Source organism: Streptomyces malachitofuscus (assembly GCF_055571035.1).
The window spans coordinates 119,255-144,597 of record NZ_JBVIGA010000011.1 but is presented as its reverse complement, the minus strand read 5'-3'; the positions used below and the strand labels follow the sequence as shown (position 1 = coordinate 144,597).

The 25,343-nt window shown below is 73.0% G+C and carries 23 protein-coding genes and 1 pseudogene; 12 read left to right on the top strand and 12 right to left on the bottom strand.

The features are described from left to right. Positions 1-17: 17 nt before the first annotated feature. Both ACZ44S_RS18055 and ACZ44S_RS18050 read right to left on the bottom strand, forming a co-directional pair. Positions 18-770, bottom strand: a complete 753-nt coding sequence (locus ACZ44S_RS18055; protein ID WP_466930245.1) for a ferredoxin reductase — start codon at positions 768-770, stop codon at positions 18-20. 4 nt (positions 771-774) lie between these two features. After that, on the bottom strand, positions 775-1,380 hold the full coding sequence (locus tag ACZ44S_RS18050) for a sulfite oxidase-like oxidoreductase (RefSeq protein ID WP_466930011.1): 606 nt from the start codon (positions 1,378-1,380) through the stop codon (positions 775-777). 292 nt (positions 1,381-1,672) lie between these two features. On the opposite strand from ACZ44S_RS18050, the gene ACZ44S_RS18045 reads away from it, so the two are divergent. Continuing rightward, complete coding sequence (locus ACZ44S_RS18045) at positions 1,673-2,581, top strand: putative protein N(5)-glutamine methyltransferase (protein WP_466930009.1); 909 nt, start codon at positions 1,673-1,675, stop codon at positions 2,579-2,581. Positions 2,582-2,650: 69 nt separating this feature from the next. Here the strand turns inward: ACZ44S_RS18045 and ACZ44S_RS18040 are convergent, their stop codons facing one another. Then, positions 2,651-4,732 (bottom strand): SpoIIE family protein phosphatase, encoded by a 2,082-nt coding sequence (locus ACZ44S_RS18040; RefSeq protein ID WP_466930007.1) that lies wholly within the window; start codon positions 4,730-4,732, stop codon positions 2,651-2,653. A 254-nt stretch (positions 4,733-4,986) separates the two neighbouring features. Between ACZ44S_RS18040 and ACZ44S_RS18035 the strand changes: the two genes are divergently transcribed. The 3 genes from ACZ44S_RS18035 (at position 4,987) to ACZ44S_RS18025 (ending at position 8,097) form a co-directional block, all read left to right on the top strand. Further along, a complete protein-coding gene (locus ACZ44S_RS18035) occupies positions 4,987-5,358 on the top strand; it encodes a hypothetical protein (RefSeq protein ID WP_466930005.1) in 372 nt (123 codons plus the stop codon). Positions 5,359-5,474: 116 nt separating this feature from the next. Next, entirely contained in the window at positions 5,475-7,490 is a 2,016-nt protein-coding gene (locus tag ACZ44S_RS18030; RefSeq protein ID WP_466930003.1) for an FAD-dependent oxidoreductase, read from the top strand. A gap of 31 nt (positions 7,491-7,521) precedes the next feature. Next, positions 7,522-8,097 (top strand): PadR family transcriptional regulator, encoded by a 576-nt coding sequence (locus tag ACZ44S_RS18025; RefSeq protein WP_466930001.1) that lies wholly within the window; start codon positions 7,522-7,524, stop codon positions 8,095-8,097. Positions 8,098-8,198: 101 nt separating this feature from the next. On the opposite strand, the gene ACZ44S_RS18020 is transcribed toward ACZ44S_RS18025, so the two are convergent. Next, entirely contained in the window at positions 8,199-8,729 is a 531-nt protein-coding gene (locus tag ACZ44S_RS18020) for a hypothetical protein (protein WP_466929999.1), read from the bottom strand. 167 nt (positions 8,730-8,896) lie between these two features. After that, positions 8,897-9,898, bottom strand: a complete 1,002-nt coding sequence (locus tag ACZ44S_RS18015; RefSeq protein WP_466929997.1) for a fibronectin type III domain-containing protein — start codon at positions 9,896-9,898, stop codon at positions 8,897-8,899. A gap of 418 nt (positions 9,899-10,316) precedes the next feature. Here ACZ44S_RS18015 and ACZ44S_RS18010 point away from each other — a divergent pair. Next, positions 10,317-11,080 (top strand): annotated as a pseudogene (locus ACZ44S_RS18010) (glycoside hydrolase family 75 protein). 27 nt (positions 11,081-11,107) lie between these two features. Here the strand turns inward: ACZ44S_RS18010 and ACZ44S_RS18005 are convergent. Genes ACZ44S_RS18005 through dhaK form a run of 3 tightly spaced genes read right to left on the bottom strand, consistent with a single transcriptional unit; the run spans position 11,108 to position 13,171 of the window. Beyond that, positions 11,108-11,518: a PTS-dependent dihydroxyacetone kinase phosphotransferase subunit DhaM gene (locus ACZ44S_RS18005; protein ID WP_466929995.1), complete on the bottom strand. Its 411-nt coding sequence runs from the start codon at positions 11,516-11,518 to the stop codon at positions 11,108-11,110. Then, on the bottom strand, positions 11,511-12,128 hold the full coding sequence (gene dhaL, locus ACZ44S_RS18000) for a dihydroxyacetone kinase subunit DhaL (RefSeq protein WP_466929993.1): 618 nt from the start codon (positions 12,126-12,128) through the stop codon (positions 11,511-11,513). The genes ACZ44S_RS18005 and dhaL overlap by 8 nt, the downstream gene beginning before the upstream one ends. 50 nt (positions 12,129-12,178) lie before the next feature. Further along, on the bottom strand, positions 12,179-13,171 hold the full coding sequence (gene dhaK / locus ACZ44S_RS17995) for a dihydroxyacetone kinase subunit DhaK (RefSeq protein WP_466929991.1): 993 nt from the start codon (positions 13,169-13,171) through the stop codon (positions 12,179-12,181). 312 nt (positions 13,172-13,483) lie between these two features. Between dhaK and ACZ44S_RS17990 the strand changes: the two genes are divergently transcribed. Further along, complete coding sequence (locus tag ACZ44S_RS17990) at positions 13,484-14,077, top strand: rhodanese-like domain-containing protein (RefSeq protein WP_466929988.1); 594 nt, start codon at positions 13,484-13,486, stop codon at positions 14,075-14,077. A gap of 3 nt (positions 14,078-14,080) precedes the next feature. Here the strand turns inward: ACZ44S_RS17990 and ACZ44S_RS17985 are convergent, their stop codons facing one another. Continuing rightward, a complete protein-coding gene (locus ACZ44S_RS17985; RefSeq protein ID WP_466929985.1) occupies positions 14,081-15,187 on the bottom strand; it encodes a Rieske 2Fe-2S domain-containing protein in 1,107 nt (368 codons plus the stop codon). A gap of 20 nt (positions 15,188-15,207) precedes the next feature. Then, positions 15,208-15,453 carry a twin-arginine translocase TatA/TatE family subunit gene (locus tag ACZ44S_RS17980; RefSeq protein ID WP_466929982.1) on the bottom strand — a complete coding sequence of 82 codons (246 nt, stop codon included), beginning with the start codon at positions 15,451-15,453 and terminating at the stop codon, positions 15,208-15,210. A 148-nt stretch (positions 15,454-15,601) separates the two neighbouring features. Here ACZ44S_RS17980 and ACZ44S_RS17975 point away from each other — a divergent pair, with 148 nt between their 5' ends. Together ACZ44S_RS17975 and ACZ44S_RS17970 are read left to right on the top strand one after the other, a co-directional pair. Then, entirely contained in the window at positions 15,602-15,991 is a 390-nt protein-coding gene (locus tag ACZ44S_RS17975) for a BlaI/MecI/CopY family transcriptional regulator (RefSeq protein ID WP_466929980.1), read from the top strand. Between the two features lie 6 nt (positions 15,992-15,997). Further along, complete coding sequence (locus ACZ44S_RS17970; protein ID WP_466929978.1) at positions 15,998-16,930, top strand: M56 family metallopeptidase; 933 nt, start codon at positions 15,998-16,000, stop codon at positions 16,928-16,930. Positions 16,931-16,940: 10 nt separating this feature from the next. Here ACZ44S_RS17970 and ACZ44S_RS17965 read toward each other — a convergent pair whose 3' ends face one another. Then, positions 16,941-17,396, bottom strand: a complete 456-nt coding sequence (locus tag ACZ44S_RS17965; RefSeq protein WP_466929976.1) for a tellurite resistance TerB family protein — start codon at positions 17,394-17,396, stop codon at positions 16,941-16,943. A gap of 256 nt (positions 17,397-17,652) precedes the next feature. Between ACZ44S_RS17965 and putP the strand changes: the two genes are divergently transcribed. The 4 genes from putP (at position 17,653) to ACZ44S_RS17945 (ending at position 24,886) form a co-directional block, all read left to right on the top strand. Next, positions 17,653-21,222, top strand: coding sequence for a sodium/proline symporter PutP (putP, locus tag ACZ44S_RS17960; protein ID WP_466930242.1), 3,570 nt, complete (start codon positions 17,653-17,655; stop codon positions 21,220-21,222). 97 nt (positions 21,223-21,319) lie between these two features. After that, positions 21,320-22,315, top strand: a complete 996-nt coding sequence (locus tag ACZ44S_RS17955) for an Acg family FMN-binding oxidoreductase (protein ID WP_466929973.1) — start codon at positions 21,320-21,322, stop codon at positions 22,313-22,315. Between the two features lie 211 nt (positions 22,316-22,526). Further along, on the top strand, positions 22,527-23,864 hold the full coding sequence (locus ACZ44S_RS17950) for a hemolysin family protein (RefSeq protein WP_466929971.1): 1,338 nt from the start codon (positions 22,527-22,529) through the stop codon (positions 23,862-23,864). Next, entirely contained in the window at positions 23,861-24,886 is a 1,026-nt protein-coding gene (locus ACZ44S_RS17945) for a hemolysin family protein (protein ID WP_466929969.1), read from the top strand. The genes ACZ44S_RS17950 and ACZ44S_RS17945 overlap by 4 nt, the downstream gene beginning before the upstream one ends. 38 nt (positions 24,887-24,924) lie before the next feature. On the opposite strand, the gene ACZ44S_RS17940 is transcribed toward ACZ44S_RS17945, so the two are convergent. Continuing rightward, positions 24,925-25,263, bottom strand: a complete 339-nt coding sequence (locus tag ACZ44S_RS17940) for a hypothetical protein (protein ID WP_466929967.1) — start codon at positions 25,261-25,263, stop codon at positions 24,925-24,927. Positions 25,264-25,343 lie beyond the last annotated feature (80 nt).

The following is a 25,343-nucleotide window of genomic DNA, read 5'->3' as shown; positions in this document are numbered from 1 at the left end:
CAGCCGAAACCGCCCACTCAGCCGAAGCGCTCGATCCGGATCCGCTCCACGGGCTGACCCGCCGCCACCAACAGCCTGGAGGCATGCTCGGCAAAGGAGTTGGACCCGCACACATAGGCCTCCCACCCACCAACAGGCTGCTGCTCCAGGAACGGCGCCACATGTGCGGCCGCCATACGTCCCACCGGCACACCCTCCGGGGCGCTCCGGGTGAACACGGGGGTGGTCTCCGCGCCGAGCTCGCGCGCGTAGATCAGCTCCTCGGGAGATCGGGCCGACACCAGCAGCCGGAGCGGCAGCCTCATGTCCCGCGCCCGGTGGTGCCGCACCATCGACATGAGGGGGACCACACCGGAGCCGGCGCCCACCAGTAGCGCGGGCCGGTCGCCCGGCCAGGCGAAGAAGCCGCTGAGCGGGCCGCGCACCTCGATCCGGTCCCCGGGGCGGGCCACCGTGTGGAACCAGCCCGAGACCTCGCCGCCCTTCACGTGGTCCAGCGTCAGCTCGACGTGTCCGGAGTCGTCCGGTGCCGACGCGATCGAGTAGTGGCGCTGCGCCACATAGCCGTCCTCGGCGGTCAGCCGCAGCATCAGATGCTGACCGGGAACATGCCCAGGCCAGCCGGGCACCGCGAACCGGAAGGTCGACACACGCGGGGTCTCGCGGCGGATCTCCGTCAGCGTGGCCGTGTGCCACACGGAGGCCGTCTGCTCGCTCACCCCGATACGCCCGGGCACGGCGAACCGCGTGGGCGGAGAGAACCGCTGCATCACCTCAGTCACCGGAGTACCGCTGCTCCTCCCAGGGGTTGCCGCGCGGATGGTAGCCGTTGCCCTCCCAGAACCCCGGCTCGTCGTGGTCGAGGAGCCGAAGTCCCGCGATCCACTTGGCGCTCTTCCAGAAGTACAGATGCGGCACCAGCAGCCGCGCCGGACCGCCGTGCTCGGCGGGGAGCGGCCGGCCGTCGTACTCCCAGGCGATCCAGGCCCGGCCGCCGGTCACGTCGGCGAGCGGCAGGCTGGTGGTGTAACCGGTGTGCGCGTAGGCGACCACATGTGTGGCCGACGCATGGGGGCGCACCACATCCAGGAACGCGTCGAGCGAGACCCCGCCGAACCGCACCCCGAACTTCGACCAGCTCGTCACACAGTGGATGGCACCCTCGTACGACGAGGCCGGCAGCGCGTGCGCCTGCTCCCAGTCCCAGGTCCGGGGCTCCGCCACCAGCCCGTCGATCCGAAACGTCCAGTCCGCGGGCGCGAGGTCGGGGGTGACCTCGGCGGACAGGACGGGCCATTCGTCGCGCGCGTCGTACTGGCCGGGCGGCAGTCCGGGATTGTCCACACGGGGGCGGCCGGTGAAGCCTCGGGTGATGTTCACGTGATCGGCGATTCCGTTGCTGGTACTCAAGTCTTTCCGCGTTCAACCGTACGCGGTGTCCCGACGTCACCGAGGCCGGGCCGCCGGGCCACTCACATCGGATGGCACCGTACAGGCGGAGATCGTCGGGTACTGTGGCCGTCCGGCTGCGGACCGACCCAGCCACGGACATCGAGGGAGGTGGGACCCATTACCGCTTGTCAGGTCGGGTGCTCTCACCTCGAAGCGACACGGTCCCTCGGCAGCAGGTGACCACGAGAGCGCCCTTCGGCTCCCGAAAGGCCCCAGTCCCTTGCCGCACACGCCGTCCGAGCCTTCCTCACGCCTCCCCGAGCCTTCCTCACGCCTCCCCGAGCCTTCCTCGCTCCTCCCCGAGCCCTCGCCCGTCCCCCACCCCTCCTCGCCGCCTTCCCGGGACGCCGTCGCGACGGCACTCCGTGCCGCCGGATGCGTCTTCGCCGAGGACGAGGCCGAGTTGATCATCGCTGCCGCGCCGACCCCACGGGACATCACGGCGATGGTCGAACGCAGGACAGCCGGGCTGCCCCTGGAACTCGTCGTCGGCTGGGCGGAGTTCCGCGGCCGGCGCATCACGGTGGAACCAGGTGTATTCGTCCCCCGCCGACGCACCGAGTTCCTCGTGGAACAGGCCCTGGCCGCGGTGCGGCCCCGGCCGCCCCGCGCCACCGTCGTCGTGGACCTGTGCTGCGGCTCGGGCGCCGTCGGCGCCGCCCTGGCGGCCGCACTCGACGGGGCGGAACTGCACGCGGCCGACATCGACCAGGCCGCCGTGCGCTGCGCCCGCCGCAATGTCGCCGCTCTCGGCGGACAGGTCCACGAGGGGGACCTGTTCGACGCGCTCCCCGGCGGTCTGCGGGGCCGCGTCGACATCCTCGCGGCGAACGTGCCGTACGTGCCGAGCGACGAGATCGGTCTGCTGCCCCCCGAGGCCCGCGACCACGAGCCGCGCGTCGCGCTCGACGGCGGCGCGGACGGCCTCGACGTGTTGCGCCGGGTCGCCGCCGACGCACCGGGCTGGCTGGCGCCCGGCGGCTGTCTCCTGGTGGAGACCAGCAGCCGGCAGGCCTCCGTCGCCGTCGACGCCTTCGCGGAAGCCGGCCTGCGGCCCCGTCTGGCCGTCTGCGAGGAGCGCCACGCCCATGTGGTGACCGGTGCCAGGACGGAGAAGCGCCTCTCATGAGCGGAAGCGCCCGGCGCACCGGTCCGCCCGCCGCACCGGTCCGCCCGCCGCACCGGGCCGCCGCCGCGTTCAGCCGCCCGGCGTCGTCGCCCGCGCGATGAGCAGGGCGACGTCGTCGAAGTTGTCGGGTTCGTGCAGCGTGCGCAGCAGCAGGTCGCAGACCTCCTCGAGGGAGTGTCCGGGGCGGTCCAGCAGCGTGAGCAGCCGGTCCAGGCGCTCGTCCAGCGGGTGCCGGCGCGTCTCGACGAGACCGTCGGTGTAGAACACCAGCCGGTCGCCGGGCTCCAGCTCGACGGTGGTCGTGGAGAACGCGACCCCGCCCACCCCCAGCGGCACCCCGGTGGGCAGATCGAGCAGCTCGGGCGCGTGACCGGCCCGCACCCGGACCGGCGGCAGATGTCCGGCGTTGGCGATGACGCACTGCCGCTCGCGGGGGTCGTGCACGGCATAGACACAGGTGGCGATCGCCTGGTCCAGCCCGCCGGTGATCCTGTCCAGGTGGTCCAGGAGCACGGCGGGATCGAGGCCGAGGGAGGCGAGGGTGTGGGTCGCCGTGCGCAGCCGGCCCATGGTGGCCGCGGCGGGGATACCGCTGCCCATCACGTCCCCCACGACGAGGGCCGTCCTGTCCTCCCCCAGCGGGATCACGTCGAACCAGTCGCCGCCCACCTCGCTGGTGGCTCCGGCCGGCTGGTAGCGGGAGGCGACCTCGAGCCCGCCCGTCACCGGCGGATGGCTCGGCAGCAGACTCCGCTGCAGGGTGAGGGCGGTGTCGCGGGCATTCTGGTACCAGCGGGCGTTGTCGATCTGCACGGCCGCGCGGGAGGCCAGCTCCCGGGCGAGCAGCAGGTCGTCCTCGTCGAACGGACGGGGGTTTCGGGTGCGGGTGAGGTCGAGGGCGCCGAGCACCTCGCCGCGTGCGATCAGCGGCACGGCCATGTACGAGTGGACACCCGCCCGGGCCAGCAGTTCGGCCGCCTCCGGGGAACGGGCGATCCTCGCCAGGTCCTCGTCCTTCGTCTGCGGCACCATCACGGGCAGCCCGGTGCGTACGCACTCGGTGATCAGGCGGTCGGGTGCGTACCGGGTCACCTTCCCCGGCGGGTCGGCCGCCGGCAGCACCTCGGAGGTGTCCACCGAGCGCACCGCCAGCGCCCGGATCATCGCCGGCTCGGCGGGGCCGAGGGTGCTGCGGCGGCCGCGCACCACGGCGTCGAGCAGATCCACCGCCGCCGCGTCGGCCAGTTCCGGCACGGCCACGTCGGCGAGCTCACCGGCGGTCCGGTCCAGCTCCAGGGTGGTGCCGATGCGGGCGGAGGCGTCGGCGATCACGGCGAGCCTGCGCCGTGCCGTCTCGGCCTCGGTGTTCGCCCGGTGCTGCTCGGTGATGTCCACCACCGACACGGCGACGCCGAGTACCGTGCCGAGCGCGTTCTCCAGCCGGTACAGCGAGACCGACCAGGCGTGGTCCTCGTCCGGATCCGCCGGGGTACGGCCGGTGGTGGCGCGGTCGACGGCGGGCCGGCCGGTGTCGAGGACCTGACGCGCGGCGGCCTCGATCGCGTCGGCGTCCACCAGCGGGAGCACCTCCCGGATGGTGCGGCCCAGGTGCTGTTCGGCGGGGATGCCGTTGATCTGCTCCAGCGCCGGATTCACCGACACGTACCGCAGATCGCCGTCCAGGACGGCGAGTCCGATGGGGGACTGGGCGACGATCCGGGTGGACAGGGCCACGTCCTGCTCCAGCCGGCGCACGGTCGACTGGTCCACGGCGAGCCCGAGGGCGTACACCTCGCCCCGTTCGTCCAGCAGCCGCATGTTGCGGAACTCCACCAGCCGTGTGCTGCCGTCCTTGCGCCGGATCGGGAACGCCCCGGCCCAGCTGCGGCCCGTGCGCATGACATCGGCGAACAGCTTCACCACGAGGTCGAGGTGCTGTTCGTGGACCATGATCCGGGCGGCGTACTGGCCGAGCGCCTCCTGTGCGCTGTACCCGAACAGTTCCTCGGCCTGCGGACTCCACAGCATCACCCGCCCCTCGGTGTCCAGGACCACCGAGGCCACGCGCAGCACGTCGAGCAGCCCGCTGGGACGCACCGGCCCTCGTACCGGCCCGTCACCGCCGGCCGGGGCCGGCCCCGCTGCATTCATCCCACGCCCCGCCTTCGCCGATTCCACGGCACGCCGTCACCGTGCCGCCCCCCTTGTTCTACCGCGCGCGAGGGCTATTTTCCGCCGCTCCTGCCGTACGGTTCCCGCTTCTCCCACCATCGTGGCGGGTACCCCGCGATGTCGTCACCGCGGCAGCGGCGCGCGGGTAGTGCTCCGGCGCGTGCAGTGCTTTGCTGAGTGAGGAGTAGGAGTGGGGGTTGGGGGCGGCAGGGGCCACGAGAGGAGCGATCACGATGGGCAGCCGGCAACCGCACCCGGAATCCGTCTCGGTCGAGATCAGCGGATGCAGCAAGGACGATGCCCGGATCGTCTTCGACACGCTGTGCGCGTGCTTCGCGTCCGACCGGTGCGCGGACGACGTACCCGAGGAGTTCCACGAGACGCGTCCCACGGTGTGGCTCGGCACGTTCGACGTCGCCGACGCGCACGAGGGCGGTGTCCGTCCGGTCCGGCTGTCGTCGTCGGTCGACGCCGACGTGCACGGCGGGTACTGGGCGATCGACCGGTTCCGCGTCACCCTGGACTCCCTGTTCACCGTGCACGACCTGAGCACGGTCCCCGGTGACCAGGAGGAGGAACTGCACGTCCGCCTGGAAAGCCGGTGACGCCTCTGACGCCGCGCCGACCCCTGTGCCCTCCGTCACGCTTTATGCAACTAGTTGCATAACCGATGCGCGTGCCTTACAACTACAGGCACGACACCGCGCGCACGGAGGGCCCGATGAGCCGCTACCCCCACCTGCTGACCCCCCTCGACCTGGGCTTCACCACGCTGCCCAACCGGGTCCTCATGGGCTCCATGCACGTCGGCCTGGAAGAGGCCGAGAACGGCTTCTCCCGCATGGCCGAGTTCTACGCCGCCCGCGCCCGCGGCGGCGTCGGTCTCATCGTCACCGGCGGCATCGCCCCCAACGACGAGGGGCGTCCCTACGAGGGCGGCGCCAGGCTCACCACCGAGGCCGAGGCGGAGCAGCACCGCGTCGTCACCGCCGCCGTGCACCGCGAGGGCGGGCGCATCGCGATGCAGATCCTGCACTTCGGCCGCTACGCCTACCACCGGGACCTGGTCGCCCCCAGCCCCCTCCAGGCGCCGATCAGCCCCTTCCCGCCACGCGAGCTCACCGACGCCGAGGTGGAGCGCACCGTCGACGACTACGCCCGCGCCGCCCGCCTCGCCCGGCAGGCCGGCTACGACGGCGTCGAGATCATGGGCTCCGAGGGCTATCTGATCAACGAGTTCATCGCCCGGGGGACCAATCACCGCACCGACCGCTGGGGCGGCTCCTACGAGAACCGGATGCGCTTCCCCGTGGAGATCGTCCGCCGGGTGCGCGAGGCGGTCGGCGAGGACTTCATCGTCATCTACCGCCTCTCCATGCTCGACCTGGTGCCCGGCGGCTCCACCCTGGACGAGGTGATCACCCTCGCCCAGGCCGTCGAAGCCGCCGGCGCCACGATCATCAACACCGGGATCGGCTGGCACGAGGCCCGCATCCCCACCATCGCCACCTCCGTGCCGCGCGGCGCCTACACCTGGGTGACCAAGCGGCTCATGGGCGAGGTGTCGGTCCCGCTGGTCACCACCAACCGCATCAACACCCCCGAACTCGCCGAGCAGTTGCTCGCCGAGGGCTGCGCGGACATGGTGTCGATGGCCCGCCCGATGCTCGCCGACCCCGACTTCGTCGCCAAGGCCGCCGACGGCCGCCCCGAGGCGATCAACACCTGCATCGGCTGCAACCAGGCCTGCCTGGATCACACCTTCAGCGGGCAGATCACCTCCTGCCTGGTCAACCCGCGCGCCTGTCACGAGACCGAGCTGGTGCTGGCCCCGACCCGCCGCCGCAAGCGCGTCGCCGTGGTCGGCGCCGGACCGGCCGGCCTCGCCTGCGCGGTCAGCGCCGCAGAACGCGGCCACGACGTCGCGCTGTTCGACGCCGCGAGCGAGATCGGCGGCCAGCTCAACGTCGCCCGCAAGGTCCCCGGCAAGCAGGAGTTCGACGAGACCCTGCGCTACTTCCGCACCCGTCTCGAGGAACTGGCCGTCGACATACGGCTGGACACCCGCGTCACCGCGGACGACGTGGACGGATACGACGAGGTCGTCGTCGCCACCGGCGTCAATCCGCGCGTACCCGAGATCCCCGGCGTCGACCACCCGAGCGTGCTCGGCTACCTCGACGTGCTCCGTGACGGCGCCCCTGTCGGCGACCGGGTCGCGATCCTCGGCGCGGGCGGCATCGGGTTCGACGTCGCCGAGTTCCTCACCGACGGCGGCGAGAAGGCGCACGAGAACCCGGCGACGTACTTCCGTCAGTGGGGCGTCGACCTCGACTACCGCGGCCCCGGTGGGCTCGCCGCACCCGAGCGGCCCGCCCCGCCGCGCACCGTCCATCTGCTCCAGCGCAAGACCTCCAAGGTCGGCGCCGGACTCGGCAAGACCACCGGCTGGATCCACCGCACCGAACTCAGGCACCGCGGGGTCACCATGGTCCCGGGCGCGCGCTACGACCGGATCGACGACGCCGGACTGCACCTCACCGTCGACGGCGAGAGCACCGTCCTCGAGGTCGACACCATCGTCCTGTGCACCGGGCAGGAACCGCGCCGCGACCTGTACGAGACCCTCCTCGCGGCCGGACGGCCCGTCCACCTGATCGGCGGCGCCGACGTGGCCGCCGAACTGGACGCCAAGCGCGCCATCAAGCAGGGCACGGAGCTGGCGGCGGCGCTGTAGGGGAGGCGCGGCCCGTCCCTAGGATGAGCCCATGTCACTCCCGCACGCGATCCTCACCGCCCTGCTCGAGAAGCCGTCGTCGGGGCTGGAGCTGACCCGCCGGTTCGACAGGTCGATCGGCTACTTCTGGTCCGCCACGCACCAGCAGATCTATCGCGAGCTCGGGAAGCTGGAGGCCGAGGGCCTGATCAGGGCCCTGGCCCCCGAGCAGCCGGCCAGGGGGCAGAAGAAGACCTACGAGGTGCTGCCGGCGGGGCGGGAGGAACTGGCCCGCTGGACCGCCGCGTCCCAGGACCCCAAGCCCCATCGCGATGCGATGCTGCTGCGGCTCAGGGCGGCGGCCGTGGTCGGAACCGAGGGCCTGCAGTCGGATCTGCGTCGCCACCGGGAGCTGCACGCACGACAGCTGGAGACGTACCGGGAGATCGAGCGGCGCGACTTCCCGCCCGGCAGGGACGAGCCCCAGGACCGGCTGCGGCACCTGGTCCTGCGGGCCGGCATCGATCTGGAGACCTTCTGGACCCAGTGGCTCGACCACGCGCTGGAGGAGTTCGCCCGGCTGCCCGGCGCGGGGGAGCAGGAGCGGCCGGACGCCCGCGAGGAGTGACCGCCGCACGGGAGGACGTGGCGGCGCCGGCCGCCCGACCGGAGCGCGTCGGACGTGGTGGCGGCCGGCGCCGGACCTTGGGGGGCGTTCGGATCGACACCCTAGAAGTGACGCGGCTTGGCGCGTCGGCGCAGGTACCAGGCCGTGGCGAGCAGGCCGGTGCCGACCAGCGAGCCGCCCGCCACCAGCGTGACCGTGCCGTAGTCCGTCGAGCCGCCGCCGATGCCGCCCATCACTCCGCGGGTGGGTGACGCGGTGGGAGTGACCGACGGGCTGGGCGCGGGGGTGACGACGACGGCCTGGGTGCCTGCGGTGTTGCCGTTCGAGCACACCACGATCACCGTGTAGGTGCCCGCGCCGACGTTCGACCAGGCCGCGGACTGTCCCGCACCGGTCCCCGACAGCGCCACCTGACGGCCCTGCGAGAAGTTCGTCTGACTGCTGTTGAGCAGCGATGCGGTGCCCCAGTTGCCGTTGATCTGGGTGCACGCGCTGGTGGTGACCGAGACCGTCGACCCGCTGGTGCTGACGGAGATCCCGGCCGCCGCGGCCGGTCCGGCCGATGTCAGGGCGAGCGCGGCGGCGGCTGCCACGACCGGTCCGGAGCGGAGCAGTGGCTTCGAGATACGCATGTGGACTGCCTTCCGGCGGCACGGCCGGCGGTACATCCCTTGCGCCGCCGAGGTCGGGGAGCGCCCGTGCTGCCACGAGGCAAGCCAACGGGCAGCCGCACCCGTGCGCACTCCGGCGGCATCCGGGCAGGTGACGGCTTCCTCCGGGCGGCCGACGCGAGGGCGGGTCAGCCGCCGGGACCCGTCGTCACCGTGCGCTCCGCCGAGAAACCGCCCCAGGTGCCGTCCGGCAGCATCGCCCGGATCCGCACCCGGTGCGTGACCCCTGCCTTCCGGCCCAGATAGAAGCGGTACGTCGCCCGGTCGCGCGGTGCTTCCCCGCCGTGGACGAGCGAGGTGGCGGTACGGCCGTCCAGGCGCACCTCGTACTCGGTGATCACGCCGTCCACGCGCGGGGGCACCCAGGTGAGGACCAGATGGTGGGCGCCGTCGGACCACTGGCTCGTGGCGCGGAAGCCGGTGGGCGCGGTGCCGTCCCCGCCCTCCGCGCTGCCCGCGGTGGTGAGACGGACGGCGGCGCCGGGCGGGGAGAGGTTGCCGGCCGCGTCCCGGGCCCGGACGGTGAAGACGTAGCGGGTGCCCGGGCGCAGACCGGTGACCACGGTGGACGTCTGGTTGCCGGCCACACTGTGGATCTTCGTGCCGCCCTGGTGGATGTCGTACGACACCACGTCCCGGTCGTCCTTCGAGGCGGACCACGACAGCTGCGCCGCCCGGCTTCCGACCGCCCGGCCGCGCGACCGCTCCGGACGCGTGGGCGGGGAGCCGTCGGCGGCGGTCACCCGGGGTGTCGTCGTCCGGACCTCCCGGCTGGGCGGGCCGAGCCGCCCTTCCACGTCCCGGGCCCGCACCGTGAACACATGGGAGGTCGCGGGCCGGAGCCCGGTGACGTCCACCATGTGCGCGGAGCCGGGAACGTCCTCGACCTTCGTCGCGCCCCGGTAGACCTCGTACCGGCTCACCTCCGCGTCGGCGGCGGCGACCGCGTTCCACATGACGTGCACACTGGTGGCGCTGCCCGCCTCCGCCGTGACACCGGTGGGTGCCCCGGGCGGCCGCTCGCCGCCCGCGTCGTCCGACCCGCCCCAGCGGCAGGAGGCGGCCAGGAGGAGAACCCCGCAGAGCGCGAGGAGGCGACGCGGGGACACGGCTGGGGGAACGCCACGCACGACTCTGCCTCCCGGGGTGGCACACCGGACGGGTTCGGAGAATGGTCCGTACCAATATGACGCCGCTGACGCGGTCACATCAAGAGGGCGGAAGGGAGGGGAGTCGCCGCGCATTACGTATGCTGAAGGTCTGAACGGGTCGAACCGTCTTGCGTCGCAGGGGAGTTCGGCCCAGGGCGCGGACCGCTGTCGTCGCAGATCCCGTGCCGGTGCGGGCGGCCGGACGGCCCGAGTGGACAAGAGCTCGGGCTCCGGCCCCCTGTCCGTCACTGGTGCGATCGTGCGTCGTCCGGCCCCGTCGGGGCCGTCGCACCGCCATATCGGGGCGTAATGGGGCAGAGTGCCCGTGAGTGTGCGTCAGTGCCCCCGACGAGAGGCCCTCTTGAACGTGTCCCGTGTCCAGTCGATCACCCTGGCCATGGCCGGTGTCGCCCTGCTGGCCCCTCCGGCACCCCCCGCCGCACCCCAGCCCCGCACCGAACCGGCCGCACGGCACGCCGACCCGGTTTCCGTTCGACGGGCCACCCCCGCTCCGGTACGACGCACCGACCCCGCCCCCGCCCGGCGCGCCGACCGCGGGTCGCCAGCGCGTGCGGAGCCGGTCACCGCCGCGGAACTGCTCGCCAGGGTGAGCGCGTGCACGCCGGTCTCCCGCGGCCGCTACCGCAAGGACCAGGGGGCCCGGGCCACCGTCGCGGTGTGCGGCTCCCGTGACGCCGTCTTCTGGAAGGCCGACATGGACATCGACTGCGACGGCCGGCCCGGCCGCCGCTGCAACGCCGGCACCGACCCGTACTTCTCCCCCTCCACGGCCTTCGTCCAGTCCGACGGCCGGCCGCTGAAGGCCGAGGCGCTGCCCTATGTCGTGGTTCCCGCCTCAGCGGAGTATGGAACCACCGGACCCACGGCGTGCGGGGCGGATCGGTCGCGGCGATGGTGTACCGCGACCGTGTCCGGTACGCGGTCGTCGGCGACACCGGCCCCGCCGGCATCATCGGCGAGGCGTCCTACGCCGCGGCCGAGTCGCTCGGAATCGACCCGGACCCGCGGGCCGGCGGCACCCCCTCCGGGGTCACCTACATCGTGTTCAAGAACAGCGAGGTGACCCCCATCGAGGACCGCACGGCCGCGGTCACCGAGGGGAGGCGGCTGGCCCGGGAGTTCGTCGACGGCGACGGCTGAACGGACGGCGGGGCGGCGCCGCGCCCCTCACGCCTTCCGATAGGTGTACGCCTCCGTCGCGGCCGCCTCCACCGTGGCCAGGTCCGCCCCGGTGGACGCCGTGACCACCGCGGCCACCGCACCTTCGACGAACGGCGCGTCCACCAGCCGGGTGTGCGCGGGGAGTTCGTCCCCCTCGGCGAGCAGCGCCTTCACGGTGAGCACCGCACTGCCCAGGTCGGTCAGCACCGCGACCCCGGCCCCGCGGTCGACGGACGCGGCCGCCGCGGAGATCAACTCGGCACTGGTGCCGAAGCCGCCGCTCTCGGCACCGCCCGCGGGAGCCACCGGCACCACGTCGCCGGCCCCGGCCAGCCCCTTCGCCAGCTCCGCCACCGAGGCCGCGACCGCCGCGCTGTGCGACACCAGGACGACCCCCACCAGCTTCTCGTCACTCACCGCCGGCCTCCGTGTCCGCCGAGGCGTCGACGAGCGCGGCGATCAGCAGCGCCGACGACGTGGCGCCCGGATCCTGGTGCCCGACGCTGCGCTCGCCCAGATAGCTGGCCCTGCCCTTGCGGGCCCGCAGCGGCGTCGTCGCCACGGCCCCCTCCTCGGCGGCGTCGCGGGCCGCGGTGAAGGAGTCGCCGAGCGCGTCCACCGCGGGCACCAGCGCGTCGATCATCGTCTTGTCGCCCGGCGCGGCGCCGCCGAGCTGCATCACCGCGTCCACCCCGGCGCGCAGCGCCTCGGCCAGCCGGCGCTCGTCCACCTCGGCGTCGTCCCCGAGCGTCTTCCCGGCGCGGCGCAGCAGCGTCCCGTACAGCGGACCGGACGCACCGCCGACCGTCGAGATGAGCAGGCGCCCGGCCTGGGTCAGCACCGCCCCGGGGGTGGCCGGCGGCTCCTTGTCCAGGGCGTCCCTCACCGCCCGGAATCCGCGCTGGAGGTTGGTGCCGTGGTCCGCGTCCCCGATCGGTGAGTCGAGGGCGGTGAGGCGCTCCGCCTCGCGGTCCACGGATGCGGCGGTGACCGTCATCCAGCGGCGGAAGAAGTCGGCGTCGAGCACGGGAACTCCTTGCGTGGTAGGTACGTCCGAACGGTGGTCCCGGCTCCGCCTCACATGCCCCAGCGCAGCCCCGGAGTGCGCACCGGCGCGTCCCACAGCCGCAGCAGTTCCTCGTCGACCTGGCAGAGAGTGACCGAGGCGCCCGCCATGTCGAGGGACGTGACGTAGTTGCCGACGAGGACGCGGGCCACGGGGACACCGCGCTCGCCGAGCACCCGCTGCACCTCGGCGTTGAAGCCGTACAGCTCCAGCAGCGGGGTGGCGCCCATGCCGTTGACCAGCACCAGGACGGGGTTGCGCGGGGTGAGGTCGTCCAGGATCGCGTCCAGGGCGGCCTCGGCGATCTCGCCCGACGTCATCATCGGCCGCCGCTCCCGGCCCGGTTCGCCGTGAATGCCGATGCCCAGCTCCAGCTCACCCTCGGGAAGGTCGAAGGTCGGGGTGCCCTTGGACGGAGTGGTGCAGGCGCTCAGGGCCACGCCGAAGGTGCGGGAGTTCTCGTTCACCTGCCGGGCGATCGCCTCCACCCGCTCCAGCGGCATGCCCGCGTCGGCCGCGGCGCCCGCGATCTTCTCCACGAACAGCGTCGCACCCGTGCCGCGGCGGCCGGCCGTGTACAGGCTGTCGGTCACCGCCACGTCATCGTTGACCAGCACCTTGGCGACCTGGATGCCCTCGTCCTCGGCCAGCTCGGCGGCCATGTCGAAATTGAGCACGTCACCGGTGTAGTTCTTGACGATGAACAGCACCCCGGCCCCGCTGTCCACGGCCGCCGCGGCCCGCACCATCTGATCGGGCACGGGGGAGGTGAACACCTCGCCGGGACAGGCCGCCGACAGCATTCCCGGCCCGACGAACCCGCCGTGCAGCGGCTCGTGCCCGGAACCCCCGCCGGACACCAGGCCGACCTTCCCGGCCACCGGGGCGTCCTTGCGGACGATCACCCGGTTCTCCACGTCCACCGCCAGCTCGGGGTGCGCCGCGGCCATTCCGCGCAACGCGTCAGCGACCACGGTCTCCGGAACGTTGATCAGCATCTTCATGAGTACCTCCTGGGGCTCGGCAGGTCCGCCGGGCGGTCTGACACGGGTCGGCTGAAGTCCTCCTCTCGGAAGTATCTGCCTTGGTGGAGCGAAGGTCACGCATCGATGACGCGGCGACTCGTTCGACTTCGAGGCCGAGGGGCGGCTCGCCACACAATCTGCGCCCTGCGCACGCCGCAGCCGGTTCAGCACGGACGCGAGATTCGCCCCCTCGAGTTCCGGATCCACGACCACTCCCTCGGAATATACCCCTGGGGGTACAGTACGTCCCGGTTTCCGCGTCCCGCCGACCACGAAGGAACACTGCCTGTCATGACCAGCCCCCTCACCCCGACCACCCTGGAAACCGGCCACGCCGAGAACCGGCTGCAGGAGTTCACCGTCATCGACGTGCGCACGCCCGCAGAGTTCGCCTCCGGACATCTGCCCGGCGCCCTCAACATCCCCCTGGACCACATCCGCCGGGCCCTGCCGGAACTCCGGCACGCCGCACGGGACGGCGGCCTCCTCCTCGTGTGCGCCTCCGGTGCACGCTCCGAGAAGGCCGGCACGCTCCTCGCCCGGGAGGGCATCCACGCCGCCACGCTCGCCGGTGGAACCGGGGCCTGGGCGTCCGAGGGCCGGGACCTGCACCGTCCCGCGGCCTGCGACACCCGGTCGGTCTGGAGCATGGAGCGCCAGGTGCGCTGCACGGCCGGGTCGCTGGTGCTCCTCGGCCTCGTGCTCGGTCTGCTCGTGCACCCGGCCTTCCAGCTCCTCGCCGCGGGAGTCGCCGCCGGACTGGTGTTCTCCGCCCTCACCAACACCTGCGGCATGGCGGTGCTGCTCGGCAGGCTGCCCCACAACCGCCCTCGCGCCGCCTCGCTCGACGTCGCGCTCGCCGCCCTGCGCGACCGGCGCGCGTAGCGGTCAGTCCGGCCGCCCGGACGCACACCCGGGGCCGAGTGGCGTGCCGTTGGCCCGCAGTACCGCGCGCAGGTCGAGGATCAGCGGGAAGATCTCCCGGTTGCGGTCCTCGCCCTGCTCGTCCCAGGCCCGCTGCTCGGCCTCGACCGCCATGCGGTCCTCGGCGAACACCCGCTCGGTGAAGCGCCGGATGAGCGGCCAGGCGAGACGCAGGGCGCCGGGAACCGGCGGTTTCGCGATCGAGAGCAGGCCGTAGGCATGACTGACGCGCTGCTCGGCGTCCTCGGGTACATAGACCGCCCAGAGGGAGAACGCCGGGACGTCGGCGTTCTCCGGCACGGACAGGAGGGTCTGGTAGGGGTACTCCGTCCGGATCGTGAGGAGGTCGGGCCGCCCGGAGCTCCGGACGCCCTCGGCGGCCAGCAGCCGGGCGCCTCGGTCCTTCCGCCCGCCGGTGGAGCGGAACAGGTACCGCGCCTCCACGGAGCGGGGGCCGGTCTCGTAGCCGAGAAGCTGGGGCCGGATCCTGCCGACCACACCCCGGTGCAGGAACTGGTGGTTCATGTCGAGCAGGTTCTCGTGCAGGAACGAGTAGTGGCAGCGCACGGTGCGCGAGAACGTCATCGTCCGGTGCCGGGGGGAAGTCACCGCGGGGAGCCGGGGCACGGGCGTCGTGGCTGCCTTCGCGGGGTCGCCCGGGAACACGAAGACGAGACCGTGGGCCTCGTGGACCGGATACGCGCGGACACCCCGCGGCGGCCGTGCGCACTCCTTGGTCAGATAGGGGATCTGCGAGATGCGGCCGTCCCCGCGGTAGGCCCAGGCGTGGTAGCAGCAGCGGAGGACCTCGCCCTCCACCACGCCCATGCTCAGCGGCACCTGACGGTGTGCGCACCGGTCCTCGAGGGCGTGCACGGTCCCCGACGCGCTGCGGTACAGCGCGATCCGCCGGCCCGCGAACGTGGCGGCGAACGTCTCGTTCCGCGGGACGCTCGCGGAGACGGCGACGGGATACCAGTGATCCTGACCGATGCCGGTGCGCCGGAGGTCGGGGGCGGAGGCCGAGGAACCGTCCGGCCGTGGGTGGAGGGCGGTCTGTTCCTCGGCCATGCCTACTCCTCGCGCCAGGCTCAGGGGCGGAGCCCGTCGCGCTCCTCCTCGTTCACCTTCTCCGCCTTCCCGAATGTCCGATTCGTTACTCTCCCCTCGGAGAGTGACGAGGTCCGTTCGGGGGCGGGGGACCGCAGGGCCCGCGCCTCGGCCTTGAGGATGCGGGTCGACTTGCCTGCCGAGCGGACGAGGTCGGGGAGCCTCTTGGCGGCGAGTACCGCGATGACGACGACGAGGATGACGGCCAGCTCACTCAGTCCGAACATGGGTGTCCTGCTCCTTCTCCGAGGCCCGGTCGCACATCGACATCACTGTAGAACAAGTGCGGGTTCCTCGGGGCTGCTCAGGTGTTGCGGGCGGGCGTCTATACGATGGCGGCCCGGGTGACCGGAGGTGGCGGAAGGGAGACAGGGCGTGGCGGAGCAGCGGCAGCGTTCCCGGCGGCGGGGGCAGGGTGAGCTGGAGGCACTCGTCCTGGCCGCGCTGCGGGAGGCGGACGGCCCGGCGACGGCCGGCTGGGTGCAGCAGCGGCTCGGCGGAGACCTCGCCTACACGACCGTCATCACCATCCTGACCAGGCTGCTGGCCAAGGGCGCGGTCACCCGGGAGCGCGCGGGCCGGTCCTTCGCGTGGACCTCCGCGTCGGACCAGGCGGGCCTGGCCGCCCACAAGATGCGCAGGGTCCTCGACGCCGAGAGCGACCGGGAGGCGGTGCTGGCCAGCTTCGTCACCGGTCTCGGACCGGACGACGAACGCCTCCTGCGGGAACTGCTGGGCCGGCCGGGGAACGACGGGGAAGACTGAGCCGCCATGGGGGTGTTCGTCTTTCTGCCGCTGGTGCTGCCCCTGACGGCGTGGCCGATCGCGCGCCTCGCGGAGCACCGTCTGCACCCGCGCACCGCGACCCGGCTGCTGACCGGGGTGGCGGCGGTGATGGCGGCGTGCAGCACGGTGTGCCTGGCGCTGGCGATGGTGGTCGGTACCGCCCAGCTGCCCGGGAACCCGCTGCCCGACGGCTGGTCGGACCCCGAGGTGCGCGCCGCGGTCCCCTACGACGAGGTCGTCGGGAAGGCCGCGATCCCCGCCCTGTGCGCGGTGCTGACGGCGTGCGGCCGGACGCTGTGGCGGCACGGCCGGGTGCGCCGACGCGCCCACCGGGCACTCGCCGGGCTGCGGGGGACGGAGGTGGCGGTTCTCCCGGACGCCGAGCCGTACGCCTACGCGCTGCCGGGCGGGCGAAGGGGCCGGGTGGTGGTGACCACCGGGTTGCTCAGGAGTCTCGCGCCGGCCGAGCGCCGGGCGCTGTTCGCGCACGAACGGGCCCATCTGGCGGCCGGCCACCACCGCTTCCTCCTCACGGTTCAGCTGGCCGCACGGGCCAACCCCTTCCTGCGGCCGCTGCGGACGGCGGTGGCGTACACGGCGGAACGGTGGGCGGACGAGGACGCGGCGCAGACCGTCGGCAGCCGCCGCACCGTGGCGCACGCGATCGGCAAGGCGGCCTTGGTGTCGCGGGGCACTCCCGTCGCCACCCTCGCGTCTCTCGCCGCACCCGGGCCGGTTCCGCGCCGCGTGGCGGCGCTGCTCGCGCCGGCCCCGGCGGTACGGCGCTGGCCGTCCCTGTTCACCCTGGTGGGACTTGCGGCGTGGGGCGCGGCCGCGGGGGCGGCCGTGTCCGCCATGGCGTCGGCGAACTCCACGGTGACGATGGTCCGGATCCTCTACGCGGCCACCCCCCTGTGATCCGGGCCGGTCAGAGGTCGAACTCGTGCGGCGGCAGGCCGAGGGCGTAGCACGCCTCGCGGACCACGGCCTGCTCGTGCTTGTCGAAGTCGCCGTCGGCGCCGCCGATCACGATGCCGATCTGGATCACGGCCCGCGCCTCCGCGGGCTTCTTCTTCGCCTTGGCGATCTCCTGCAGGACGCTCACCTTGCCGAAGGCGAAGTCGGTGGTGAGCCTGGCGAGGTTGTCCTCGAAGCGGCGGCGCAGATCGTCCGCGGGGAAGTTCTGCAGCACCTCGTTGGTGCCGATGAGCTGGGCCACGCGCTGTCGCTCGGACGGGTCGACCGAACCGTCCGCGGCCGCCACCAGGGCGCACATCGCCATGCCGGCGTCGCGGAAGGCGCCGCTCCTGAGGTCGTTCTTCCTGGCCGTCAGCTGGGTCTGCATCTGGGACGCAGACTCCTTGAGGCGGTCCCACAGGGCCATGAGGACTCCGTACGTGTCGGGAGGGGTGCCCGGGCCTGACGCTCCGGGCGCCGTTATTTCTACAGCACTGTAGAACCTACCAGGGAAGGGTGCGCGGAGGGGTGCCGGGCCGTCGTCCCGCGGTCGCCGAGCCCGTGGTCCGGGCATCCGCATGGTTGGGCTTGTTCGAAATCTGTAGATTTGACGCCGGAGTACCGAACCGCCGGCCGGACCGATGGGTGTGCCCCTGATCGCGGACTTCCCGGGCGAGGACCACATGTTCAACTTGAGTGCGCCGATCGTCACCATGTTCACGCTGTACGTGGTGGCCATGGTCGGAACGGGTGTCTGGGCCTGCACCCGCACGCGCACGTTCTCCGACTTCGCCCTCGGCGGACGCCGTCTCGGGCCGCCCGTCGCCGCCCTGTCCGCGGGGGCCAGCGACATGTCCGGCTGGCTGTTCCTGGCCCTCCCCGGAGCCGTCTACGCGGCGGGCATCGGCTCCGCGTGGATCGCGCTCGGCCTGGCCGCGGGCACCTACCTGAACTGGCTCTTCGTCGCACCGAGGCTGCGCACCTACACCGAGCGGGCCGGGAACGCGGTCAGTCTGTCGGCCTATCTGGAGGAGCGGTTCGAGGACCGTACCCGGATGCTCAGACTCGTCTCGGCCGCGGTGACGCTGGTGTTCTTCACCCTCTACGTCAGCAGCGGTCTGGTGGCGGGCGGGCTGTTGTTCAACACTGTCTTCGACCTCCGCTTCGGGCTGGGCGTCACCGTGACGGCCCTGGTCATCGTCGTCTACTCGGCGCTGGGCGGCTTCCTGGCGGTGAGCCTGACCCACGTCCTGCAGGCCACGCTCATGCTCCTCGCCCTGATCGTGCTGCCCGCGACCGCCATCGCGGCCGTCGGCGGCTTCGGCGCCCTGGGCGAGGCACTCGACAGCAGGGAGCCCGCCCTGCGGGACCCCGGGGCCCTGGTCGACTACGGGGGCGGTCTGTGGTCCGCCGACGGAACCCTCGGTGTCGTGGCGATCGTCTCGCTGCTCGCCTGGGGCCTCGGATACTTCGGGCAACCCCACATCCTGGCCCGGTTCATGAGCATCCGCAGCACCCGCGACGTCCCCGCCGCCCGTCGCATCGGCACCGCATGGGTCGTGCTGGTGCTCGCCGGCGCCACCCTCGTCGGCCTGGCCGGCATCGGGGAACTCGTGCCGTCGCTGTCCGACCCCGACACGGTGTACATCGAACTGGCACGGACGCTGCTCAACCCGTGGGTCGCCGGCGTGATGCTGATCGCCGTGCTCGCCGCCGTCATCTCCACCGCCGACAGCCAGCTCCTGGTGTCGTCCGTGGCCCTGACCGAGGACTTCTACCGGGCCTTCCTCAACCGCCGCGCCGGCGACCGCGCGCTGGTGTGGGTGGGGCGCGGCACGGTCGTCCTGGTGATCCTGGTGGCGTTCGTCATCGCGCTCAGAGGCGACGCACTGCTCAATCTCGTCGCCCACGCCTGGGCCGGATTCGGGGCCGCCTTCGGGCCGGTGGTCCTGCTGTCGCTGTACTGGCCCCGCATGACCTGGGCGGGGGCCATGGCCGGAATCGTGTCGGGCGCCGGCACGGTGCTGCTGTGGAACCGCATCAATCCCGTGCTCGGACCGCTCGAATCGGGGGTCTACGAAATGGTGCCGGGCGTCCTGGTCGCCACGGCGGCCGCCCTCCTGTTCGGCCGGTACGTCGGCCGGCCGCCCAAGCGGGCCTTCTGGCGCATGCCCGGCGGAGGCATGAGCCAGCTGATGCTCACCTCCTTCCTCGCCCACGCGCCGGTCGGACTGGCGGTCCTCGACACCGATCTCCGCTTCGTCTGGGTCAACGAGCCCCTGGACCGTCTGGTCCCCCTCGGGGACCGTCTGGGGCGGCAGGTGCACGAGGTGCTGCCGCCCGCCGAGGCAGCGCTCTTCCAGGAGAAGATGCGCACCGTCCTGGACACCGGCCGCCCCGTCATGGACTGCGAGTTCGTCACCACCTCCGACGACCCCGAGCGCGCCCGCGCCATCTCCGCGTCCTTCTTCGGGATGAGGGACCGCCGCGACCGCACCGTGGGCATCCTGTACATGCTCATCGACGTCACCGAACGCCGGCGGGCGCAGGAACGCCTCGCGCTGCTGAACGACGCCGGCGCCCGCATCGGCAGCACCCTCGACGTACGGCGGACCGCGCAGGAACTGGCCGACGAGGCCGTGCCGGCCCTCGCCGACTTCGTGGCGGTCGACCTGCTGGACTCCGTGATGAGGGGCGAGGAGCCGGCCCCCGGGCCGGTGGGCATGGCACCGGTGATCCGCCGCGCCGGGCAGGCGTCGGTGCGCGAGGGGTGCCCCGAGGGCAGCCTGGCCGTCGGGGAAGCCGTCCGCCGTGCCCCGTCCTCGCCCGTGACGCACTGCCTGCTGGAGAGCAGGACCCTGGTGGAACGGACCTTGGACCGCACCGCCAGCCCCTGGGTGACCGAGGACCCCTCGCTGGGCGCGTCGCTCCTGAAGTACGACTTCCGCTCGCTGATGGTGGTGCCGGTGCGGGCGCGCGGCGTCACCCTGGGCGTGGCGACCTTCGCCCGGTCGCGCCGCTTCGCCCCGTTCGACGACGACGACGTGCGTCTGGCCGAGGAGATCGTCTCCCGCGCGGCGGTGTGCGTCGACAACGCCCGCCGCTTCACCCGCGAGCGCACCGCCTCCCGCGCCATGCAGCAGTTCCTGCTGCCGCAGGCCCTGAGCGGGGGATCGGCGCTCGAGGTCGCCTCGTGGTACCAGCCGGCCGGCGTCCCCAGCGGCGTGGGCGGCGACTGGTTCGACGTCATCCCGCTGTCCGGCGCCCGGGTCGCCCTCGTCGTCGGCGACGTCGTCGGACACGGGATGAACGCGGCGGCGACCATGGGACGCCTGCGCGCCGCGGTGCGCACGCTCGCCAACCTGGACCTCCCGCCCGACGAACTGCTCGCCCACCTCGACGATCTGGTCATCGGCCTCATGGGGGCCCACGACGACAGCGAGCCGGCGTCCGCCGAGGGCGCCGAGGGTGCCGGTTTCATGGGAGCGACCTGCCTGTACGCCGTGTACGACCCCGTCGGCGGACGGTGCACGCTCGCCCGCGCGGGGCACCTGCCACCCGTCCTGGTGACGCCCGGCCACGCCGCCGAGGTGCTGGACCTGCCCGCAGGGCCGCCGCTCGGCCTCGGATATCTGCCGTTCGAGTCCGCCGAACTGGAGATCGCCGAGGGCAGCCTGCTGGCCTTCTACACCGACGGCCTCGTGGAAACGGCCGACCGGGACATCGACGTCGGGATCACCCGGCTGGGCCAGGCGCTCACGGAGTACGGAACGACGCTGGAGGAGATCGGGCGGGGCGCCGTCGACACGCTGCTCACGGGCCCGCCGCCCGACGACGCCGCTCTGCTCCTCGCCCGGACCAAGGTCCTCTCGCCGCACCAGGTCGCCTCCTGGGACCTGCCCAGCGACCCGGCCGCCGTCGGCGACGCCCGCTCGGCCGTGGTGCGGCAGCTGTCGGAGTGGGGCCTGGACAGTCTCGAGTTCACCACGGAGCTCATCGTCAGCGAACTGGTCACCAACGCCATCCGGTACGCGTCCGGACCGATCGGCCTGCGCCTGATCCGGGACCGCAGCCTCATCTGCGAGGTGAGCGACGGCAGCGGCACCTCACCGCGCCCGCGCCACGCGCGCACCACGGACGAGGGAGGACGCGGACTGATGATCGTGGCCCAGCTCGCCCACCGGTGGGGCACCCGGCACACCTCGACCGGCAAGGTCATCTGGACCGAACAGTCCTTCGTCGTCGATCCCTGAGCCCGGCGCCGAGCTCCGGTTCCCGGCGGCGGAAAGGGGGAACCCACAGGTGGAGCCGAGTGCCGGCCCGGGCCGGCCGGGGTGCGAGGAGGACGGCATGGCATCGCGACCGCTCGACGACAGGACGGTGACCACGCTGGTGGCCGAGGCCGCCGCGGCACCGTCCATGCACAACGCCCAGCCCTGGCGCTTCCACTACCGGCGCGCGGAGCATCTCCTGCTGCTGCGGGCCGATCCCGAACGGGCCATGCCCCACTCCGACCCCGACGACCGGGCGCTGCACATCGGCTGCGGGGCGGCTCTGTTCAACCTGCGGGTCGCCGCCGCGTACGCGGACCTCGTCGCGGAGACGGCCCTCCTGCCCGAGCCCGGCGACCCGCTGCTGCTCGCCGCCGTACGGCTGTCCGCCCCGCTCCCGCACCGCCCCGCCGACACGGAGCTCGCCCGGCTGCACCCCGCCGTCCGGGAGCGGCACACCAGCCGTCACCCCTTCGCCGAAAAGGCCATCCCCGACGAGGTGCGGGCCGCTCTGCGGGACGCCGCGGCCCAGGAGGGCGCCGAGCTGCTCTTCCCCGGCGCCTGGCACGCAGAGACCGTGCTCGACCTGGTCCGGGACGCGGAGAGCCGGGACGTGCTGGACCCCGGCGGCAACGAGGACGTGCTCCGCTGGACGCGGCTGGGCGCGGAGGCGGACACCGCCGTCGACGGCGTACCGGAGTACGCGTTCGGGCCCCGCAAGGAGGGCGGCAGGGCCCCCGTGCGCGACTTCGCGGGCCGCCGGACGGTGGCCGACCGCGGCACCACGACCTTCGAGGACGTGCCGCACCTGGCCCTGCTCAGTACCCGCGGCGAAGGCCCCGCCGACTGGCTGCGCGCCGGGCAGGCACTGGAACGGGTCCTGCTGGAGGCCACCCTGGCCGACCTGGCGACCTCCCTCACCTCGCACGCCCTGGAGGAGCCGGAGCTGCGCCTGCTGGCCCGCGACCCGGCGGCAGGCACCGGGCAGGTGCACATGGTGCTGCGCCTCGGCTACGGCCCCCGGGGCCCCGCGCCCCCCCGGCGCCCCGTCAAGGACGTACTGGAGATCACCTGACGCCCGGCCGCCCCGCGTCCCCCGAGGACCACGACGACTTTGCGGCTCCTTTACAGTTGGCGTAGAAACAGGCCATCCTGCTTTCACACCACATGTCGTCCACGTGTTTGAGAAGGAGCTACGGTCTCCCGATGGGTGATCCTCCCAGTAGCAGCTGTGCCACCACCGCGCGTCCACGCCGTACGGCCGACGAGGGAGCGGGGGTGGCACGGTGACCGAGGTCCTGCTGCTCCTGCTCGCCCTGGCGCTGACCCTGGCCTGCGCGGTGTTCGTCGCGGCCGAGTTCTCCCTGACCACCGTCGAGCGCGGTGAGCTGGAGCGTGCCGCCGAGGCCGGCGAGCGCGGCGCCGCGAGCGCCCTGCGTGCCGTACGGCATCTGACGCTCCAGCTGTCCGGCGCCCAGCTCGGCATCACCGTCACCTCCCTGGTGATCGGCATGCTCGCCGAGCCGTCCCTGGCCGCGCTGCTGCGCGGACCGCTGCGGGCGGCCGGACTGGGCGGCGCCGCCCCGACGGCGGCGACCTTGCTGGGTGTGACGGTTTCCACCGTCGTGCTCATGGTGATCGGCGAACTGGTCCCCAAGAACTGGGCCATCTCCCGGCCGTCCGCGGTCGCGAAGGTGGTCGCGGGACCGCAGCGCGCGTTCACCGCCGCCTTCGGCCCGTTCATCGGGCATCTGAACAGCACGGCGAACCGCTTCGTGCGCCGCCTCGGACTGGAGCCCGCCGAGGAACTGGCCTCCGCGCGCACTCCCGAGGAACTGGGCGCGCTGGCCCGGCGCTCCGCGGCCGAGGGCGCCCTGGAGGCGGACTCCGCGGAACTCTTCGTCCGCACCCTGCACCTGAGCGAGCTCACCGCCGAGAACGTGATGACCCCGAGGGTCGACGTCCGGGCCCTGGAGGTGCGTGCCACCGCCGCCGACGCCGCCGCCCTCAGCCATGCCACCGGTCTGTCCCGCTTCCCGGTCTACCGGGACAGCCTCGACGAGGTCGTCGGCACCGTCCACATCCGTGACGTGCTCGCCCTGGAGCCGGAGCGGCGGGCCGGCACGCCCGTCACCGACCTGACCACCCCGCCCCTGCTGGTCCCCGACAGCCTGACCGCCGACCGGCTGCTGGAGCGGATGCGCGCGCACCGCACCATGGCCGTGATCATCGACGAGTACGGCGGCACGGCGGGCGTGGCCACCGTGGAGGACATCGTCGAGGAGGTCGTCGGCGAGGTCCGCGACGAGCACGACCCCTTCGAGGCACCCGACCTGGCACCCGCCCCCGCCACCGAGGACGGCCGCAGCGTGTGGGAGGCGGACGGCAGCGTCCGCCTCGACCGGCTCTCCGGCATCGGACTCACCGCGCCGGACGGACCCTACGAGACCGTGGCCGGACTGATCGCGACCCGCCTGGCCCGCATCCCCGTCAAGGGGGACGCCGTGGACCTCGACGGCTGGCGGCTCGACGTGCTGGAGGTCGAGCACCACCGCGCCGACCGCATACGCGTCACCGAACCGGCCACGCCCGCGCTCGACCGTGTCACGGAGGGAGCCCGATGACCGCCCTGCAGCTCGCCATCGGCGCCCTGACCCTGCTGACCAACGCGTTCTTCGTCGGCGCCGAGTTCGCCCTGATCTCGGTGCGCCGCAGCCAGATCGAACCCCGTGCCCAGGCGGGCGAGAAACGCGCCCGCATGACGCTGTGGGCGCTGGAGCACCTGTCCGCGATGATGGCCACCGCCCAGCTCGGCATCACCGTCTCCTCCCTGGTGCTCGGCGCGGTCGCCGAACCGGCCATCGCGCACCTGCTGGAGCCCGGCTTCGAGGCGGTGCACATCCCGCACGGCCTGGTGCACCCCATCGCGTTCGTCATCGCCCTGACCCTCGCCACCTATCTGCACATGCTCATCGGCGAGATGGTGCCCAAGAACATCGCGCTGGCCGCGCCCGTGGCGGGCGCCCTGCTGCTGGGCCCGCCGCTGGTGGCGCTGACCCGGGCGCTGCGGCCGTTCGTGTTCGGCATCAACGCCTTCGCCAACGTGCTGCTGCGGCTGCTGCGCGTCGAGCCGAAGGACGAGGTCGAGTCGGTCTTCACCGACGACCAGCTCGCCCGGATGGTCGTCGACTCCAGCGAGGCCGGCCTGCTCGATCCCGCCGACGGCGAACGGCTGCGGGACGCGCTGGAACTGGGAACCAGGCCGGTCGGCGAGATCCTCGTGCCCGCACAGCGGATGCGCACCGTCGACCGCACCGTCACCCCCGCCCGGCTGGAACGGCTGGCCGCCGAGGCGGGCCTGTCCCGCTTCCCCGTCACCGGTCCCGACGGCACCGTCCTGGGCTACCTGCACATCAAGGACACCCTCGGCGCCGCCGACCGCGACCGGCCCTTCCCGCGCACCGCGCTGCACCGGATCACCCGGGTGCGCATCGACACACCGCTGGACGACACACTCACCGCCCTGCGCGCCGAAGGCAGTCACCTCGCCGCGGCCGTCGGGGAGAACGGCAGGGTCATCGGCTTCGTGACCATGGAGGACGTCCTGTCCGAACTGGTCGGCCCCGCCGCCCCGGCCACCGTCTGACCTGCACGGCCCGGCCGTTCCACCGGCCGGGCCACCGGTCACTCCGCCATCCGGCGGCGTCGCTCGTTGCGCCAGGCGATCGCCCGCCGGATGTCGCATGCGTGCAGCCCGGTCCGGCGGGCGAGCTGGGTCATGGAGAGCGCAGACGGGCCGGACGGCCGGCGCCCGTACTCCTGGCGGATCGCATCGAGGTGGGCCTCGCCGCAGGCGGTGACGCGGCGCAGACCGTCGTGGTGCTCGTCGGTGGGGTGGACGGACGAGGAGTCCGCGACGTATCCGCGCACCGCCTCGTCCGCGGGGAACGTGTCCGCGCAGAGGTCGCACAGCTCCAGGGGGAACACGTCTCCGGACGCCGTGCCTGCTTCCTGCGCTTCCACATGGTCAGCTCCCGGGGGCCGGATGCGGCCGGCGTACTGCGCCCACCGGCGCCCGCACCCGGTGGACGTCCCGACGTTTG